This is a genomic window from Brevibacillus sp. WF146 (assembly GCF_001673705.2).
Taxonomy (GTDB): Bacteria; Bacillota; Bacilli; order Brevibacillales; family Brevibacillaceae; genus Brevibacillus; species Brevibacillus thermoruber.
In genome coordinates, this window is the sequence record NZ_CP109943.1 from 4,432,501 (window position 1) to 4,449,155 (window position 16,655).

Sequence of the window (16,655 nt, forward strand, 5' to 3'; positions counted from 1 at the left end):
GTTCAAGTCGTTTACGCGGACTTGTCCGTACGAAACGAGCTATTCTTCGCGTACAAAAGCAAACACAAGTACATACCCGAAATTCAACAAATCAAGAAGGTCATCCGTGAGCACATCTGAAGACCAGAGGCCAGTTTCCATCGGCGTCTGGTCTTTTTTTTGCCCACTGAATCCATAAATTTTCTTATGAATACATGCAAATTTCATAATTTGTTTTATAAAAAGTTCAGGCGTAGAATTGGGGGGCAATCAAAAATAATCATTCAGGAGGTTTGAAACGATGTCGAAAAACGTACTCATGGTGGTCACGAGCCACTCCCATATTCACGAAGGTAAAACGACAGGAATCTGGCTGTCGGAGTTTGCGGAAGCGTATACGATGTTCAACGAGCAAGGTTGGGACGTGGTCGTAGCCAGCCCGCTTGGCGGAAAAGCACCGGTGGACCCCGCCAGTGTAGGTGAGGAAATGGACCCGTCGTTTGCAGAAGCCGCGAAGAGACTGGAAAACACCGTGAAGCTGAGCGATCTGTCTCATGAACGTTTTGACGCGATTTTCTTGCCAGGCGGGCACGGCGCGATGTACGACCTCCCGACCGACCAAAAGCTCCAATCACTGCTGCGCGACTTCTACGAGTCCGGCAAAGTGGTCGCCGCTGTCTGCCACGGCCCGGCCGCTCTGGTCGGTACGGTCTTGTCGGACGGAAGCCCACTGGTCGCCGGAAAACGCGTGAACGCATTCACCGACCGGGAAGAGGCGGAGACAGGTCTGGCATCGCATCTCCCGTTCCTGCTGGAAAGTCGGCTTCGCGAGCTGGGAGCGATCTTCGTTGCCGCTCCGAACTGGACTGCCCACTATGAAGCTGACGGCAATCTGATCACCGGCCAAAATCCGCAATCGACAGTCGCGGTCACGAATGCCGTGATTGAGCAACTTCAAAGAGGAGGGACCTCATCTTGAATTCCGATAGCATGCCCCACACGGGTACGACCACTACGCGGAGCAATTCTGCGATAGCCATTTACGCGCTGACGCTCGGTGCTTTCGCCATCGGAATGACCGAATTCATCATCATGGGCCTGCTGCCGGAAGTGGCGGAAAGCCTGAGCGTCTCGATTCCGGAGGCGGGGCTTCTCATCACCGGGTATGCGCTCGGAGTAGCCCTCGGCGCACCGTTCATCACGGTCGTTACGCATAAAATGCCGCGCAAGGCGCTCCTTCTGCTCCTGATGGGAATTTTCATCGTGGGCAATGCCCTTGCGGCTCTCGCCCCTTCCTATGGCGTGCTCATGTTTGCCCGCATCGTCGCAGCGCTGACACACGGCTCCTTCTTCGGCGTTGGCTCCGTAGTCGCCGCGGAGCTTGTGCCGAAAGAGAAGCGGGCCGGAGCCATCGCCCTGATGTTCACCGGCCTTACGCTCGCGAACATTCTCGGCGTGCCGATTGGTACGTTTATCGGCCAGGAATTCGGCTGGCGATCGACATTCTGGGCGATTACGGCCATCGGGAGCCTGGCATTGATCGGCGTGATCGTACTCGTCCCGCGGATTCAAGCCGCCCCCTCCCGATTGAGCCGGGAAATTGGAGTGCTGCGGCGTCCCGAGGTACTAGTCGCGCTTCTCATGACAACGTTCGGCTTCGCCGGCGTATTCACAGCGTTTACCTATATCAAGCCGATCCTGGTGGATATCAGCGGCTTCCCTGTCGACTCAATCTCTTACATTCTGGTTCTCTTCGGGATCGGCATTACCATCGGCAACATCTACGGCGGCAAATTGGCGGACCGCAGTCTGCTGCCTTCGCTGATCGGTATTCTCGTGTTTTTGGCTGTGGTGCTGGCCCTGCTGGGTGCCGTGGCTCAATGGAAACTCGCAACCCTGATCTTCGTCTTCCTTCTCGGCGTGGCCGCTTTCGGCACGGTGCCGGGATTGCAGCTGCACATGTTGAACACTGCAAAGGAAGCGCCAACCCTGGCTTCAACGCTGAACATAGCAGCGTTTAACCTGGGAAACGCCCTCGGCGCTTATCTGGGCGGAATCGTCATCGACTACGGCATCGGCGGCGGGCTGAAAGCCGTCCCGTTGGCAGCCTCTCTGGTTACCATCGTGGGCATTCTGTTCACCTTGTGGGGATATCGACAAAGCCGCCGGGGACACCATGTATGAATGCAGCGTCTGGAACGGTTCTCCGTACTGGCTGCAACGGTACATGGTAGGGCCGTCCTTTAGGGGATGGCCCTGCTCCATTCCGTCAAAAGCTCCAATTCTTTGCCGCACAAAGGCTTTTCAGGCGTAGAGAAACTGATTGGAACAAAGACCCATCGAAACGTGTTCATCATTTTGGAGATATTTCTTCATAGAAAGGAAGGGGTAAGGCCATATCCAGGAACATGGCGCCAGCCCGTTTGGTTCGGCGATTGCTCCAGGGAGTCAAATTGGAGGTACAGGTCACTGGGAAGAAGATGGTTCCTTCATCGAATGATAGATGAGCTGCACAACGCCAGAGGAGAATGTTCTCGTTTGAACCAACTTTACATTTACCCTCTGTTTGATATCAATAAACAACGGTTTGCCCTCACCTAAAATAACCGGATGGACCGATAGTCTAAATTCGTCAACAAGCCCTAAGTTTATGAAAGTGGTAATGAGATCTGCTCCTCCATACAGCCAGATGTCTTTGCCAGGCTTATTCTTTAAGTTATTGACTTCTTCAAGAATATTATCGTTAATGTATTTGACCTTATCACTTTTATCACCCGTTCCTTTTTGCGTTCGGGAAAACACATATTTTTCTTTACTATGGATGAGTTCCCACATTTCTTTCTCGGTATCAGATAGCTCCATACCATTCATTCCTTGAGCAAATTGCCCCCATATCTCATAGCTCTTTCTCCCGTAAAAAATCGTATCAATCTGATGCAAGAAATCCGTAAACCCCATCTCAGGGTCCATCATGCACCAATCCACTTCCCCATTTTTCCCTTCGATAAAACCGTCTAACGTAACGGCCAAATCCAGTATGACCCGTCGTTTCATGATTCTTCACTCCAATCGTTGAACTGTTTGTCCATTATACCCCTTATGACGCAGCCTTGTCCCCTCGATGCTTCAAGTTCCTAAATCAAACGCTGCAAGACGGCATTGACCAGCGTGTTGTCCTCAAGTTCGCGGTGCCCACAACATGATAGAACCCCCCACCATGCATATCAACGCTCCGATCCAGTCATAGAGATCGGGCATTTTCCTGTCCACCAACCATCCCCAGAACACCGCCAACACAATAAACCCCCCGCCGTAAGCGGCGTACACGCGGCCAAAGTTGGGGATCGCTGTCTTCAAGGAATGACAGCGGGATGGTGGCCAGGTGACTGCTCGTCATCAAAGTTCTGCCACCTGGCGGGACATGTTCTATATGAAACGACGTGATATAATAAGGGGAATTGTGCTGAGGTGGAAAAAACGATGAAACAGATGATTCCTGGCTTTCTGAAATGTTTCCTCTTTGGTGCGCTCTTGGGTACAATCTCCAAGTACCTCGACACGGTTGCAGTCGATGGGAGTTGGCTAGCGGATGTCTTCCACTATTGTTCGCAAATTCTTTCCCGATTAGGGATTTGGGTATTGATTGCTGGAATGATAGCCGTGTACAGCAAAACAATCATCAGGGCCGCGATCAATACCTGTGTATTCTTTGCAGGGGTGCTGATCAGTTATTACCTGTATTCAGCATACTTGTTCGGTTTTTTTCCGACCAAATATTTTATGCTGTGGGGCAGTATTGCACTATTATCTCCCTTTCTGGGCAGCATTGTTTGGTTAGCCAAAAATCATACACGTCTCGCTTATATCTTGCCGGCCTTGCCCATGGGACTGATGTTAAGTCTTTCTTTGGGAATTGGCGCGTTTTATCTGGACATCAATGATATTGACGAACTCATTATGTATGCTGTTTTGTGCGTGATTTTTTACAAAGAACCGAAACAAATGGCGGTATCCATCGTGTTTTCATTTGTTCTTGCGTTGCTTATCGAAATAATCAGCCCATATCACTTTTAATCTCCGAGCGCGATCTAGCCGGAGAGTCCGGTCGATCTTGACTGGGGATGGAGATGGTGTTGCGTGTGAATGAGGGGTTGTCCCAAAATGGGTGATTCGTTTGTAGCTCATGGACATTTCGATTTTTGCCGCGCTGGCCGAACGGAATCGCTTTCACATCGTTGAACTGTTGCGGGAAGGTCCGCTTACCGTCGGAGAATCGCTGCACGAGCCGGACTGAGGCAGCCGCAAGCATCCAAGCATTTGCGCGTGTTGAGCCAAGCCGGGCTCGTCACGGCGCAGGCCGATGCGAACCGACGAATCTACAAGCTGCGGCCCGAGCCGTTTTTTGAACTCGAAGCCTGGGTAGAATCGTGCCGCCGCGTATGGGATGATCGGTTTAACCAGTTGGATGATTATCTGAACCGATTGCTAAGCCAATCAGCAAATCCCGACACCAAAGAATAGCCCGCATAATAACTATCCTTTGGGGGAAAAACAATGAATCTAACTGCTGTCACCGTCGAAGGACGGAACCTCATCATCTCCAGAACCTTTCAAGCGCCGCGCGAATTGGTCTTTCGGGCATGGACGGACCCGCTTCATCTGTCCCAATGGTGGGGGCCTCAAGGGTTCACCGTACAGGAAATCGACGTCAGACCCGGAGGCGTATGGCGCTACGTCATCCATGGACCGGACGGCACCGACTACGACAACCTCATTACGTTTTTAGAGATACAAGCCCCGCAGCGAATCGTATACAAACACGGGGATTTCGAGAACGATGAACACTTTCGGGTCACGGTTACCCTGGAGGAGCAGGGGCAGTCGACGCTTTTGACGATGACCATGCAATTCCCAACGGTCGAAGCGCTGAATCAGACTATCCAAGATGTTGGTGCAATCGAGGGTGCCCAATCGACCATGAATCGGCTGGCCGAGCATCTGCTTTCTCTGCAATCTGCAAAATAAATGTGAGCCTCCTCCCGTCTTTGCGGCGGTTGGAGGCTCTTCATGTGCTTCTTTCGTTTTCATTTCCCGCATGCCCGCATAAAAGGCGGAATAGAGGCCTGCCGGTCCGGCGCCGATAATCGTCACATCATACAAATCTTGTGCGTTCATCTGCTCGCCTCCAGCACAAATGTTTCGCCGGCATGATGGCGGCCAATCGGCACGACCGAAGGAGCGCCCGATACAGGGTCCCGAACAATCATACAATCCAGCCCGAAAACGTCTTTGATCAATTGACTGGTAATCACTTCGGACGGTTTGCCTTCGGCGACGAGTTTGCCTTGACGCAGCGCAAACACATAATCCGCATACCGCGCCGACAAGTTGATATCATGCAAGACCATGACGATGGTCGTGCCGTATTTGCGGTTTAAATCCGTCAACAGATCCAGAATTTCGATCTGGTAAGTGATATCCAAATAGGTGGTCGGTTCGTCCAGAAATAACATATCCGTCTGTTGCGCTAATGCCATCGCAATCCAAACCCGCTGACGTTGACCGCCCGACAGCTCATCCACATGTCGGTTCGCCAATGCCGTGATGTCCATAATCTCCATGGCTTCCGCAACCGCTTCATAGTCTTTCTTGCTCCATGTTCCAAACAGCGATTGATGGGGAAAGCGGCCCCGCCCAACCAAATCGGCCACGGTAATGCCCTCCGGAACGATGGGTGATTGCGGCAGCAAACCCAACACCCGAGCCAGCTGCTTTGACGGGATCGAATGAATCGGTTGGCCGTCCAACAATATCTCGCCTGACAGCGGTTTGATGATCCGGGCCAGCGTCTTTAACAGCGTCGATTTGCCGCATCCGTTTGCTCCGATAATGACGCTGATTTGATTGCTGGGGATTTGCAGGCTGATGCCGTCTAAAATCTTTTTGTCGCCATAACCGGCAACAAGCTGTTTGGCCTGAAAGGTATGGCTTTTCATCGTTAAAACGCCCCCTTTCGATTCATTCGCACTAACAGGTACAACAAATAAGGCGCTCCGATGATTCCCGTAATGATGCCCACGGGGAATTTGACTTCAAAGGCAAATTGCCCCACCAAATCAGCCGCCAACACTAACACAGCCCCAACCAGACCGGCGGGTATGCTGTTGGCGGTGCCTGTACCGACCAAACGAACGGCAATCGGACCGGCGAGAAACGCCACCGAGGCAATGGGGCCGGTAATCGCCGTTGCAATGGCTGACAGCACCACGGCACTAACGATGAGGAGCACACGTGTACGGTCCGTTTTGACCCCCAACGCTGTCGCCATTTGTTCGCCCAGTTCCAGCACCATTAACGACCGGCCTAGCACGCATATCAGCGGCACCAATACCAGAAAGGAAATCATCAGCACAGGCAATTCTTCCATCTTAACCCCGTTTAGACTTCCCGTTAGCCAGCGCACCGCTGCAGAAAGATTGTGTTCCTTGGCGATCAACATTAAATAGGTAATGATGGAGTTGCACATCGCCTGAATCCCAATGCCGACCAAAATCAGCCGGCCGATGGAAAACGTTTTTCCTCTGGCTAATCCGTAAATGATGAGGACCGTCAGTAAACCGGCCATGACCGATGCGACGGAAGTCACCGCTTCGCTGCTCTGCAAAACGACGATGCAAAAAACAGCCGCCGCGCTAGAACCGGCAGTAACCCCGATCACATTCGGGTTGGCCAGCGGATTTCGCAGCATCGTTTGAAATACATAGCCGGCGATGCCAAAGGCAAAGCCCGCAAACAACCCGGCCAGCATGCGCGGCAAGCGGATCGTTTTGATTGCGAATGTCGCACCTTTAACCTCTTCTCCCAACAGTACGGCCGCCACATCACGCACAGGATAGATCGTATTGCCCAGCAAGAGCATGGCACAGCATAAAGCCACCGTAAGCACGGCCAATGTCGTCGTCACAGCTATCCATCTGCCTCTGCGGCGAATCCTGCCTTGTTTAATAAAATCAATCGTCGTCTGATTCATAGTGAACGCACTTTCGCTTTCATCGTTAGAATGATCAGCAGGGGAGCACCGAGAAATGCAGTCAGCACCCCTACTTCCAATTCACCCGGTCTGCCGATTAATCTGCCAATGACATCGGAAACGGTTAAGATGACGGCCCCTGAAAGGGCGGACATCGGGATTAAGTAGCGCAAATCCGGCCCCAAAAGCATCCGAATCACATGGGTGGCCAGAAGTCCGACGAACCCGATGGGACCGGCAACCGCAGTGGTGGCGCCGCATAAGATGACCCCCGCAAACGCCGCAACAACCCTTAGCAAACTCGTTTTCACCCCAAGGCCGGTTGCCATTTCCTCCCCAAGCGCCAAAGCATTTAACGCCGGGGCAGTGATGACGGCAATAAGAACGCCCGACAGAAGAAAGGGCAGCAGCAGAACAAGCGAATCCCACGTGCCGGCGCCGACACTGCCGACCTGCCAAAATCGAAACTGATCCATCACATAGGAACTCGGAATCATCACGGCTGTGACCAGAGAGGAGAAGGCTGCACTCGTGGCCGCCCCCGCCAGTACAAGTTTAAGAGGCGTAGCACCGCCACGCCCCAGAGAACCGATGCCAAAAACGAATATCGCTGTAAGCAAAGCGCCCGCTAAAGCAAACCAAATATACTGACTGGCCGTATTGATCTGAAAAAATGCCATGCCGCATACGACAAACAGTGCCGCCCCGGTGTTAACGCCGAGAATACTCGGATCCGCGATGGGGTTGCGCGTGACGGATTGCATGAGCACCCCCGCTATGCCAAGTGCCGCACCGCAGCACAAGGCGAAAATGGTGCGGATGACACGCTTTTGCACGACGCTCGTTTCATAGATTTCCCCTTGACGCTTCATCAACCCGTCGATCACTTCTTGCAATGTCAAGGAACGTGCTCCGAACATAAAGGAAGCGATAATCCCCAGCACTAACAACACAAGAAAGATGACGAGCACAGGGATGAACGATTTCGGATAAAAACGGTTGCGTTCCATCTATGCGGACTCCATTTTACTTGTTAATTTTCTCTACGGCTTTGACGATCAGCGATAGATATTCATCCAATGTATACTCGATCGAAAGCGGATTGGGATTGCCTGCTGCCGCCAGCGGCGTGCCGTCAGGTATCAGCACCATGGACCCCCGTTTAATGGCCGGAATCTTGCCGAAAACGGGGTCCGCCTGAAGCGCTTTTAACAGCGCTTCATCGCCATAAGCCACCAAAATGTCAGCATCACGTAATGCATCGGCGTTTTCCGCGCTTAAACTCAACGCAAAGCCGGTGTCCGGTTTCACGTATTTATTGATGTTTTCCGGGAAGACCATGCCCAATTCTTGCAGAAACGCTCCGCGCGGATCACCGGGCAAATAAATATAGAAGCTGGACAAATCAGACGGCGAGAAATATGTAAATGCCGCTTTCACGCCTTTTAATTCCGGATGCTGCGCAACCTTGTCAGCGATGAGCTTTTCGACATCTTTAATCAGCTGCTCGCCCTTGGCCGGAATGCCCATTCCGGCAGCATTCATGCGAATTTGCTCGCGCCACGTAATGACCCACGGAGTTTGGGGATAGGCAACAACGGGAGCAATTTGGGAGAGCGTATCGTATTCCTCCTGGGTGATGCCGGAGTATGCCGCAAGAATCACGTCCGGATTGGCATCGGAGATCGCCTCAAAGTCCAGCCCGTCCGTATCCTTGAAAACATTCGGATTTGTTACGCCAAGCTCCTGCAGTTTTTTCTTCGTCCACGGCAGCAATCCGCTGTCGTCTTGGACGCCATAGTTGGCCGCGGAGAAACCGACCGGCACCACTCCCAGCGCAAGCGCAACGTCATGGTTTGCCCATGCAATCGTCACGACCCGCTCCGGTTTTTTCTCGATTACCGTTTTCCCAAAGGCATGTTCAATGGTAATTGGAAATTGTGCCGTTTCCGCATCCTTGTTGGCCGTTTCCGTATGTGCCGCAGGCGTCTTGCTTTCGTTTGGAGTTGCCGAGTTGCCGCCTGAGCATCCCGATAAAACACCAGCCATTATAAATGCCAGTACGAAACTTCTGAATGCAAACCGCTTCGCTGCCATGTTCGTGATTCCCACCCTATCTTGTATATTACATTCATTATCAATGTAAGGTCCGGTTTTACCCATAGGAAAAGAAAAAACGAAAGTTAAGCCCGCAACCTCAGTTGATAATGATTATCAGTCACAGTAATTATCATATGAATTTATAGGCTTGTCAAATGTTTTCCTGTTTCTTTTTCATAACAATTCCTGGCCAAAAAGAAAAAGAAGCCCAGCATGGATCAGGGCAATTCCCAGTAATGGTAATGCTCCCCCCACCAACTACATGGGCTGTAAACGTTTGACCTGGTATCTTGCAGACTTCTTTGACAATAGCAACTAAACTTTGGTCGATTCTCTCAGGCACTTTCGTATTTCGTCACCAATCTGCCATGCCACTACATATTTATCTTCCAGGCACGTCGTATGCCTAATACCTTCCGGGCCAACTATAATCACCTGATTGGTATCCACCTCAAATCCCGCATCTGAACGAGATACATCATTCAGACAAAGAAGATCAACCCCCCTATCAAGCAACTTCCTTTTGGCTCCTTCCGGGTTTGGATCAGTCTCGGCGGCAAGTCCAACCTTAAATACCCCCTTGGGCACTTCCTTCATAAAGTTAGGAATGGGAACAAGCTCCAGATGAAGTGGTTTAGACGTCTTTTTTATTTTCGTGGTGCTTCGTTCTTTGCATCGATAATCTGTGACAGCAGCAGCCATTACTAAAACGTCGGCACTAACACTCTGGCGAAGCACTTCTCTTCTGAGTGACTCTACATCATCAACATAGATAACTTCCGTTCCAAACGGCGGACTTAGTGTTCGATTTGTGCATATAAAAACTACATCCGCCCCCCGATCTCTAAAAACTTCCGCCAAAGACTTCCCCATTTTGCCCGAAGATCTATTTGTAATGTTTCGTACCGGGTCGATTGGCTCAATCGGTAACAATGACTTTGATACCAGTAAAATCCCCATATCGTTTGCTCAGTAAGGTCCGTATTGCTTCCATCACGATCTCTTCATATGAATGGGATTTCTCTTGTCGGGCCTCTCCTTTCAAAAGCCAAATTTCCTCTTGATTATTAACAATATCCAATTTCCAGATACTCTGAATCGCTCCATCTTGGATCCAAATCGCAGGATTGACGTGCGCGAATGCTCTCTTTATCCCATCCATCCTTTTCAAACAACGCACCTGTGACCACGACTATGTCAACATCCGCAACGACATTGTTTTCACCATGGCATTTCGCCACTTCTGTGAAACTAGGGTTTTGCATCGATTGTTCCTCCTGGAGTAATATCAACATTCAATTGCGGAACCTGTTTGTAATTACTAGCATTCACACGATTCCATATAGCGTCGGCTACCATTCAAGGATGCTGTTAAAATCGATTGTCAATCACAACAGTAATTATCGCATAGCTTTTAAAAACTGGATTAAATATTCAAAAAACTACTCTGTCTACTACGTTTCAACATCACATAATGATCAGACTGTATGTAATCATTGTTTTCGACTTGACACTACCTCCCCCGGTAGAAAGTTGAGTTTTAGTGTATTCTTACCATTAAACCCACACCATTAATCGGAAACTTTTTCCATATGAATTTCACCAGATTTTATTACATACCCAAAAAATTACAAGCATCCTTGTCAATGTCCCAAAAATAAAGTCCCGATGACATTGAATGTCATCGGGACTTTCTCAACATCACGGTTCTTCAATTTTTTATCAAGGAACTTACTCCACCGTCACGCTCTTCGCCAGGTTCCGCGGCTTATCAACGTCCAGACCGCGGGCGACGGAAGCGTAGTACGCGAGCAGCTGCAATGGAATGACGGTCAGAATCGGCGTCAACATGGGCAGGGTGGCCGGCATGTGGATGACATCGTCCACGGTTTTGGCCAGTTCGCGGTCGCCTTCGACGGCGAAGCCGAGTACGCGGGCGCCGCGGGCTTTTACCTCGACGATGTTGCTGACCATTTTTTCGTAGATGTCCGGCTGGGTGGCCAGCGCCACGACCGGCACGTTGTCTTCAATCAGCGCAAGGGTGCCGTGCTTCAGTTCTCCGGCGGCGTACGCTTCGGAGTGGATGTAGGAGATCTCCTTCAGCTTGAGCGAGCCTTCCAGCGACACGGCGTAGTCCAGACCGCGTCCGATGAAGAACAGGCTGGTCGCGTCCTTGATGCTTTCGGCAAAGCGACGGATCGGCTCGGCGTTGTCGAGGATCGTGCTGATCTTCGCCGGAATCTGCTGCAGGTGTTCCACCACGTTCGCGATCTCGGCAGCCGCCATCGTGCCCTTGACCTGTGCAAAGTAGAGCGCGAACAGGTAGAGCGCCACGACCTGGCTGGTGTACGCCTTGGTGGACGCCACCGCCACTTCCGGACCGGCCCAGGTGAAGATCACGTCGTCTGCTTCGCGGGCGACGGAGCTGCCCACCACGTTGGTGATGGCCAACACCTTGACGCCGCTCTTCTTCGCTTCGCGCAGGGCGGCCAGCGTGTCCGCCGTTTCGCCGGACTGGCTGATCACGATCATCAGGGTCTTGTCGGTGTAGATCGGGTCGCGGTAGCGGAACTCGGAGGCCACCGCCACTTCCACCGGCACGCGCGTCCACTTTTCGATGACCTCTTTTCCGACCAGGCCAGCGTGCATGGACGTACCGCACGCGACGATGTAGATGCGGTCGTACGCTGCCAGTTCCTCGTCGCTCATCTTCAGCTCCGGCAGCACCACGCGCTTGTTCTCCTGGTCAATGCGGGCGCCCATCGTGTCACGGACGGCCTGCGGCTGCTCGTAGATTTCCTTTTGCATGAACGAGTCGTAGCCGCCTTTTTCCGCCTGCACCAGATCCCACTCCACGTGGAACAGCTCCCGTTCGATCCGGGCACCGGTCTCGGCATCCATCAGTTCCACGCCGTCGCGGGTGAGGACGGCCATCTCCCCTTCGTTGAGGATGTAGACGTCGCGGGTGTGTTCCAACAGGGCCGGAATGTCGGAGCCGATAAAGCTCTCGCCTTCCCCGACACCGACGATCAGCGGACTTGCCAGACGGACCGCGACCAGTTTATCCGGCTCGTGCTCGGTCATGATGCCCAGCGCGTACGCCCCGCGCATGCGCTTCACGGCCTTGCGAACCGTGGAGACGATGTCGCCGTCATACAGATCGGCCAGCAGATGGGCGATCACTTCCGTATCCGTCTCCGACGTGAACACGTAGCCCTTGGCCATCAGCTCTTCCTTGATCGGCAGGAAGTTTTCGATGATCCCGTTGTGTACGACGGCAAATTTGACGGCCGAATCGGTATGCGGGTGGGAGTTTTCGTCGGACGGCTTGCCGTGCGTCGCCCAACGCGTATGCCCGATGCCCGCGTTACCAGCCAGCGGCTGTGCGGCCAGTCGGCCCTCCAGAACGGAGAGACGCCCTTTCGCTTTGTCCACAAGCAATCCCTGTTCCGTCAGAACGGCGATCCCCGCCGAATCGTACCCGCGGTACTCCAGCTTGCGCAGACCTCCGATGATGATCTCTTGCGCTTGTCGATTGCCAATGTATCCTACAATTCCGCACATATTGTTTGTCCCCTTTCCAGTGACGGGGACACAACCCGCTGTCTGTGATACGGGGGGTGTGCCCCCGCCATTCCATATGGTTTCGTTTCACTCGTGATTTCCCAAAAACCTCTCGTGTATCATGCGCGGGTTTTGTCCAACAGGTCGCCCTGCTGTTTTGTTCCCGCGCTCCGCGGCAGTGATACAGCTACCGGGAGGCATCCGCCGAACCTTCGATAAACCTCCTCCTCGTCCACTGCGCTCCGTGTCGGGCAAACGCAGTGCTGGCGCTTTCCTTCAACCATTCTTTGGTCATTCTGACAACATTCGGTTTTCTTTGGCAAATTCCCCCTTTGTTTACATTTGCCATGGCACATGAAAACTGTATCACAGTTTGGCGAACGCGACAATCATTCTTTTGTCTTATTACTTGTATGCAGAGGGGAGTGGTATGGTACCACTCCCCCGGTCGATTATACCAATTCCTGTTTCACAACGTCGGCGATCCGATTGACCAACTGTTCCAACTGCGCTTCGTCCGGCCCTTCCGCCATGACGCGCACGATCGGTTCGGTTCCGGACGGGCGGACCAGGACACGGCCGTTTCCAGCCAGTTCCTCTTCCACCTCGCGAATGGCCTGCTCAATCGCCTGGTTGCCGGCCAGCTTCGTCTTGTCCTCGACCCGGACGTTGACCAGAATCTGCGGATACTTGGTCATCACCTGTTTCAGTTCAGACAGCGGCATGCCCGACTCCTTGACCACGTTGAGGAGCTGCAGGCCGGTCAGCAAACCGTCCCCTGTCGTGTTGTAGTCCAGGAAGATGATGTGGCCGGACTGCTCGCCGCCCAGATTGTAGCCGCCGCGCAGCATTTCCTCGACCACGTACCGGTCCCCCACCGCCGTTTTGGTGGTGTTGATCCCGCACTCTTCCATCCCTTTGAAGAAGCCCATGTTGGCCATCACGGTCGTGACCACCGTGTTGTTGTTCAGCTTGCCTTTCGCCTTCATGGCGCGTGCGCAGATCGCCATGATGTAGTCGCCGTCCACGATCTCCCCGTTTTCGTCCACCGCGATGCAGCGGTCGGCGTCGCCGTCGAAAGAAAGGCCCAGATGTGCCTTGTGCTTCACGACTTCCTCCTGCAGGCGCTCCGGATGGGTGGAGCCGCACTGCTCGTTGATGTTGACGCCGTTCGGGTTGGCGCCGATCGTGATTACCTCCGCCTCCACGTCGGCAAACAGCCGGGCCGCCAGCGAAGAAACCGCGCCATTGGCGCAATCGAGCACCACTTTCATGCCGTCAAAGCGCTCCGTAACCGTGCTCTTCAGGTGGGAGAGATACTTTTGACCGCCCTCCAGGAAGTCCAGCACCGTTCCGATGTGCTCGCCGGTCGGGCGAGGCAGCGTGTCTTCCTCCGCGTCCAGGTATTGTTCGATTTCCGCTTCCACCTCGTCCGACAGCTTGAAGCCGTTGCTGCCGAAAAACTTGATGCCGTTGTCCGGATACGGATTGTGGGAGGCGGAAATCATGACGCCGGCATCCGCTCCCAGCGCCCGCGTAAGATACGCCACGCCGGACGTGGAGATGACGCCCAAACGGACAACCTCCGCTCCTACCGAGAGCAGCCCTGCCAACAGCGCGCTTTCCAGCATCTGTCCCGAAATGCGGGTGTCGCGCCCAATCACCACTTTCGGTTTGCCTTCCTGCTTGTGTCTGGTCAGAACGTAACCGCCGACACGCCCAATTCGAAATGCCAGTTCAGGCGTCAACTGGGCATTGGCCACTCCGCGTACACCATCAGTTCCGAAATACTTCCCCATGTTTGTCCCTCATTTCCTTCCTTGTACACCAAACAGCTTTCGTCTAGCTACGCTTGTTCGTGATTTCCACTGTTACCTTCTTCGGTGCTGTTTTCGCCACCTTGACGTAATCCGGCTGGTTGAAGATGTAGTTCAAGGTAACCTCATACACACCGGCCGGCATGCTGCTGACGTCGGCGACGACCTGCACGTCTTCCGGCCCCAGTTGCTGCAGCACTTCCGGCGCTCCTACCGTGTCGAAGTCGATGGTGGACATCTCCCGACCATCCGGCGAAAGCACGCGCGCCTGCATGTTTTCCGAGAGGCCGCTGATGCGGATCGGGATTTTCCCCAAACGTTTGGTGGTGGACGGAACCACTTTCAGCGACACCTTCAAATACTCGGGTTCCACATTCACGATGTTTTCCAACACCGGTATCTTCAGTTCCAAGAGGCGATCTGACGTAATGCTGCTCAGATCGATCTCCGGCCCGGGATACGTGCTCGTTTTGAGTGCATCGATCACTTCTTTCGGTCCGTATACGGTCACCTCTTCCACATTCATATCTACACTAGCCAAACTATAGCCATCCGGCATTTCATTCGTCAAGTTCAATTTGATCGGGACCTTGACATACGGGCTGGTCACCGGCACGCTGACCTCCACGGTGAGCGGGATGACTTCCGCTGCCTGCAGGACGTTGCCCGATTTGTCCACCACCTTGAGCGGTACAGTCGTTTTGATCGGCGAGGTCGCCCCTTCGACATCGACGGAGGCCTTCACCGCCGCCACCCTGTCAGCCTGGCTCTCCGGCACCCGGACCAAAGCCCTAAACGGCTTGACCAGCGGCTCGCCGGCCGTGTACCCCGGCGCGACCTGTCCCAGCATCTCGACAGTAACTTCGCGCTCCACGGTCTTTTTCTCTTCCAGCGTGACTTCGACAACGTTGGGGATGATCCCCACCTTGGCATCCTCCCACCCCTTGTACTGGACCGGCACCTTGTGGGTCCCTGCCCCCTTGTCGCGCAGATCCACGTACACCTCGTAGGAATCGGAGGGGAGAAAATTGTGGCGGTAAAACGGGTTGTTGCTCTCCAGCGCCACTTTGACCGTTTTCGGCTGTTTCACCACGTAGTAGCGCTCACTGTCGTATTTGACGTGCAGGGCGATGTCGTCAATCAGGAGCGGCCGGTTCGCCTCCGTCGAAGGAGTCGAATCCATTTCCAGGTTGACGACCATCCACATCATGATGGCCAGCATCAAGGCGATGGCTCGCGCAAACCAATGACTGTTTAACCACTTATCCATGTTTTCGCCTCCATTGCCAACGACTTGCCATGGACTTGCTCTTCGAGGAAGGCTGCAGTTGTTCGGTCAGGCATTCCGCCAACTGCTCCTCTGTCAGGTTGCGTCTCATTTCTCCGTTCATGGCAAACGACACGTGTCCCGTCTCTTCGGAAACGACAATGGACAGACCGTCAGACACTTCGCTGACCCCGATGGCGGCGCGATGGCGCGTCCCCAATTCTTTTGAAATGGAGGTATTTTCAGAGAGAGGCAGGTAACAGGCAGCGGCGAGAATCACGTCCCTGCGCATGATCACCGCCCCGTCGTGCAGCGGCGTGTTCGGGATGAAGATGTTGATCAAAAGTTCCGAACTGACGCGCCCGTTGATGCCAATCCCCGTCTCCACGTAATCGTTCAGGCCGGTTTCCCGTTCGATCACGATCAAGGCGCCAATCCGCCGCTTGGCCATGTAGGTCACCGATTTACAGACCTCCTGCACCATCCGGCGCACCGTCTCTTCATCCTGCATACTGCTGGAGCGGGAAAAGAGTCTGCCCCGCCCCAACTGTTCCAGCGCGCGCCGCAGTTCCGGCTGAAAGATGATCACGATGGCCAGCACCCCGAACGTAAACGCCTGCGACATGAGCCAGTGCAGCGTCGTGAGCTGGAAGTACTTGCTCAACAGCCAGGTGATGATGATGACCATGATCCCTTTCAGCAATTGCACCGCTCGCGTACCGCGAATCAGCATGATGAGTTTATAAATCACGTATGTGACGAGGGAAATATCGATCACATACCGCAGCAAATCCCCATAGTCCATTGAAATCATAAACGAAGCCCCCATATTTCGCTCCATCTCAAGGCAGTTGCTCTCGTCTCCTGCGGAAAAAGCACGGCTGCTTCTGCCGTGCTG

At 53.4% G+C, this 16,655-nt stretch carries 16 protein-coding genes and 2 pseudogenes (1 of these 18 running past the window's edge); 6 read left to right on the forward strand and 12 right to left on the reverse strand.

The window, feature by feature from the left end; translation table 11 throughout:
- The 3 genes from A6764_RS22005 to A6764_RS22015 form a co-directional block, all read left to right on the forward strand.
- Positions 1-120, forward strand: the 3' end of a protein-coding gene (locus tag A6764_RS22005) for a LysR family transcriptional regulator (protein ID WP_065068322.1). Its footprint begins 750 nt before the window's first position; the window shows 120 of its 870 coding nt (coding positions 751-870); its start codon lies off the left edge, out of view; it ends in the stop codon at positions 118-120.
- A 160-nt stretch (positions 121-280) separates the two neighbouring features.
- The gene (locus A6764_RS22010; protein WP_065068323.1) at positions 281-958 is read left to right on the forward strand and encodes a type 1 glutamine amidotransferase domain-containing protein; all 678 of its coding nucleotides are present in this window, start codon (positions 281-283) and stop codon (positions 956-958) included.
- Positions 959-969: 11 nt separating this feature from the next.
- Entirely contained in the window at positions 970-2,163 is a 1,194-nt protein-coding gene (locus tag A6764_RS22015; RefSeq protein ID WP_065068333.1) for an MFS transporter, read from the forward strand.
- A gap of 282 nt (positions 2,164-2,445) precedes the next feature.
- Here the strand turns inward: A6764_RS22015 and A6764_RS22020 are convergent, their stop codons facing one another.
- The gene (locus tag A6764_RS22020; protein ID WP_065068324.1) at positions 2,446-3,033 is read right to left on the reverse strand and encodes a dihydrofolate reductase family protein; all 588 of its coding nucleotides are present in this window, start codon (positions 3,031-3,033) and stop codon (positions 2,446-2,448) included.
- Positions 3,034-3,156: 123 nt separating this feature from the next.
- Positions 3,157-3,327 (reverse strand): annotated as a pseudogene (locus A6764_RS22025) (hypothetical protein); the annotation flags it as partial.
- A gap of 132 nt (positions 3,328-3,459) precedes the next feature.
- Between A6764_RS22025 and A6764_RS22030 the strand changes: the two are divergent.
- From A6764_RS22030 to A6764_RS22040, 3 genes and pseudogenes are all read left to right on the forward strand, one after another.
- Complete coding sequence (locus A6764_RS22030) at positions 3,460-4,053, forward strand: hypothetical protein (protein WP_255309814.1); 594 nt, start codon at positions 3,460-3,462, stop codon at positions 4,051-4,053.
- 109 nt (positions 4,054-4,162) lie between these two features.
- Positions 4,163-4,500, forward strand: a pseudogene (locus A6764_RS22035) (ArsR/SmtB family transcription factor).
- Between the two features lie 33 nt (positions 4,501-4,533).
- Entirely contained in the window at positions 4,534-5,004 is a 471-nt protein-coding gene (locus tag A6764_RS22040) for an SRPBCC family protein (RefSeq protein WP_065068326.1), read from the forward strand.
- A 146-nt stretch (positions 5,005-5,150) separates the two neighbouring features.
- Here the strand turns inward: A6764_RS22040 and A6764_RS22045 are convergent, their stop codons facing one another.
- From A6764_RS22045 to cdaA, 10 genes are all read right to left on the reverse strand, one after another.
- Entirely contained in the window at positions 5,151-5,975 is an 825-nt protein-coding gene (locus A6764_RS22045) for an ABC transporter ATP-binding protein (protein ID WP_065068327.1), read from the reverse strand.
- A 2-nt stretch (positions 5,976-5,977) separates the two neighbouring features.
- The gene (locus A6764_RS22050; RefSeq protein WP_065068328.1) at positions 5,978-7,009 is read right to left on the reverse strand and encodes a FecCD family ABC transporter permease; all 1,032 of its coding nucleotides are present in this window, start codon (positions 7,007-7,009) and stop codon (positions 5,978-5,980) included.
- Entirely contained in the window at positions 7,006-8,019 is a 1,014-nt protein-coding gene (locus tag A6764_RS22055; protein WP_065068329.1) for a FecCD family ABC transporter permease, read from the reverse strand. Before A6764_RS22055 ends, A6764_RS22050 begins: the two co-directional genes overlap by 4 nt.
- A gap of 16 nt (positions 8,020-8,035) precedes the next feature.
- Positions 8,036-9,106, reverse strand: coding sequence for an iron-siderophore ABC transporter substrate-binding protein (locus tag A6764_RS22060; RefSeq protein WP_065068330.1), 1,071 nt, complete (start codon positions 9,104-9,106; stop codon positions 8,036-8,038).
- 318 nt (positions 9,107-9,424) lie between these two features.
- Positions 9,425-10,069 carry a phosphopantothenoylcysteine decarboxylase domain-containing protein gene (locus A6764_RS22065; RefSeq protein ID WP_083989946.1) on the reverse strand — a complete coding sequence of 215 codons (645 nt, stop codon included), beginning with the start codon at positions 10,067-10,069 and terminating at the stop codon, positions 9,425-9,427.
- A gap of 107 nt (positions 10,070-10,176) precedes the next feature.
- On the reverse strand, positions 10,177-10,374 hold the full coding sequence (locus tag A6764_RS22070) for a hypothetical protein (protein WP_083989947.1): 198 nt from the start codon (positions 10,372-10,374) through the stop codon (positions 10,177-10,179).
- Positions 10,375-10,840: 466 nt separating this feature from the next.
- Positions 10,841-12,673 (reverse strand): glutamine--fructose-6-phosphate transaminase (isomerizing), encoded by a 1,833-nt coding sequence (gene glmS / locus A6764_RS22075; protein WP_035299281.1) that lies wholly within the window; start codon positions 12,671-12,673, stop codon positions 10,841-10,843.
- Positions 12,674-13,125: 452 nt separating this feature from the next.
- Positions 13,126-14,472, reverse strand: a complete 1,347-nt coding sequence (gene glmM, locus A6764_RS22080) for a phosphoglucosamine mutase (protein WP_029098107.1) — start codon at positions 14,470-14,472, stop codon at positions 13,126-13,128.
- Between the two features lie 43 nt (positions 14,473-14,515).
- Entirely contained in the window at positions 14,516-15,760 is a 1,245-nt protein-coding gene (locus A6764_RS22085; protein ID WP_029098106.1) for a CdaR family protein, read from the reverse strand.
- Complete coding sequence (gene cdaA / locus A6764_RS22090; RefSeq protein WP_029098105.1) at positions 15,753-16,571, reverse strand: diadenylate cyclase CdaA; 819 nt, start codon at positions 16,569-16,571, stop codon at positions 15,753-15,755. The genes A6764_RS22085 and cdaA overlap by 8 nt, the downstream gene beginning before the upstream one ends.
- Positions 16,572-16,655: the final 84 nt, after the last annotated feature.

What these genes read in the sequence shown, in the direction of transcription:
- A6764_RS22070 (WP_083989947.1), bottom strand. Translation starts at nt 10,374, where the DNA reads ATGCAAAACCCTAGTTTCACAGAAGTGGCGAAATGCCATGGTGAAAAC.
- A6764_RS22040 (WP_065068326.1), top strand. Translation starts at nt 4,534, where the DNA reads ATGAATCTAACTGCTGTCACCGTCGAAGGACGGAACCTCATCATCTCC.
- A6764_RS22010 (WP_065068323.1), top strand. Translation starts at nt 281, where the DNA reads ATGTCGAAAAACGTACTCATGGTGGTCACGAGCCACTCCCATATTCAC.
- A6764_RS22085 (WP_029098106.1), bottom strand. Translation starts at nt 15,760, where the DNA reads ATGGATAAGTGGTTAAACAGTCATTGGTTTGCGCGAGCCATCGCCTTG.
- A6764_RS22045 (WP_065068327.1), bottom strand. Translation starts at nt 5,975, where the DNA reads ATGAAAAGCCATACCTTTCAGGCCAAACAGCTTGTTGCCGGTTATGGC.
- glmM (WP_029098107.1), bottom strand. Translation starts at nt 14,472, where the DNA reads ATGGGGAAGTATTTCGGAACTGATGGTGTACGCGGAGTGGCCAATGCC.
- A6764_RS22020 (WP_065068324.1), bottom strand. Translation starts at nt 3,033, where the DNA reads ATGAAACGACGGGTCATACTGGATTTGGCCGTTACGTTAGACGGTTTT.
- A6764_RS22015 (WP_065068333.1), top strand. Translation starts at nt 970, where the DNA reads ATGCCCCACACGGGTACGACCACTACGCGGAGCAATTCTGCGATAGCC.
- A6764_RS22030 (WP_255309814.1), top strand. Translation starts at nt 3,460, where the DNA reads ATGAAACAGATGATTCCTGGCTTTCTGAAATGTTTCCTCTTTGGTGCG.
- A6764_RS22055 (WP_065068329.1), bottom strand. Translation starts at nt 8,019, where the DNA reads ATGGAACGCAACCGTTTTTATCCGAAATCGTTCATCCCTGTGCTCGTC.
- A6764_RS22060 (WP_065068330.1), bottom strand. Translation starts at nt 9,106, where the DNA reads ATGGCAGCGAAGCGGTTTGCATTCAGAAGTTTCGTACTGGCATTTATA.
- A6764_RS22065 (WP_083989946.1), bottom strand. Translation starts at nt 10,069, where the DNA reads ATGGGGATTTTACTGGTATCAAAGTCATTGTTACCGATTGAGCCAATC.
- cdaA (WP_029098105.1), bottom strand. Translation starts at nt 16,571, where the DNA reads ATGATTTCAATGGACTATGGGGATTTGCTGCGGTATGTGATCGATATT.
- A6764_RS22050 (WP_065068328.1), bottom strand. Translation starts at nt 7,009, where the DNA reads ATGAATCAGACGACGATTGATTTTATTAAACAAGGCAGGATTCGCCGC.
- glmS (WP_035299281.1), bottom strand. Translation starts at nt 12,673, where the DNA reads ATGTGCGGAATTGTAGGATACATTGGCAATCGACAAGCGCAAGAGATC.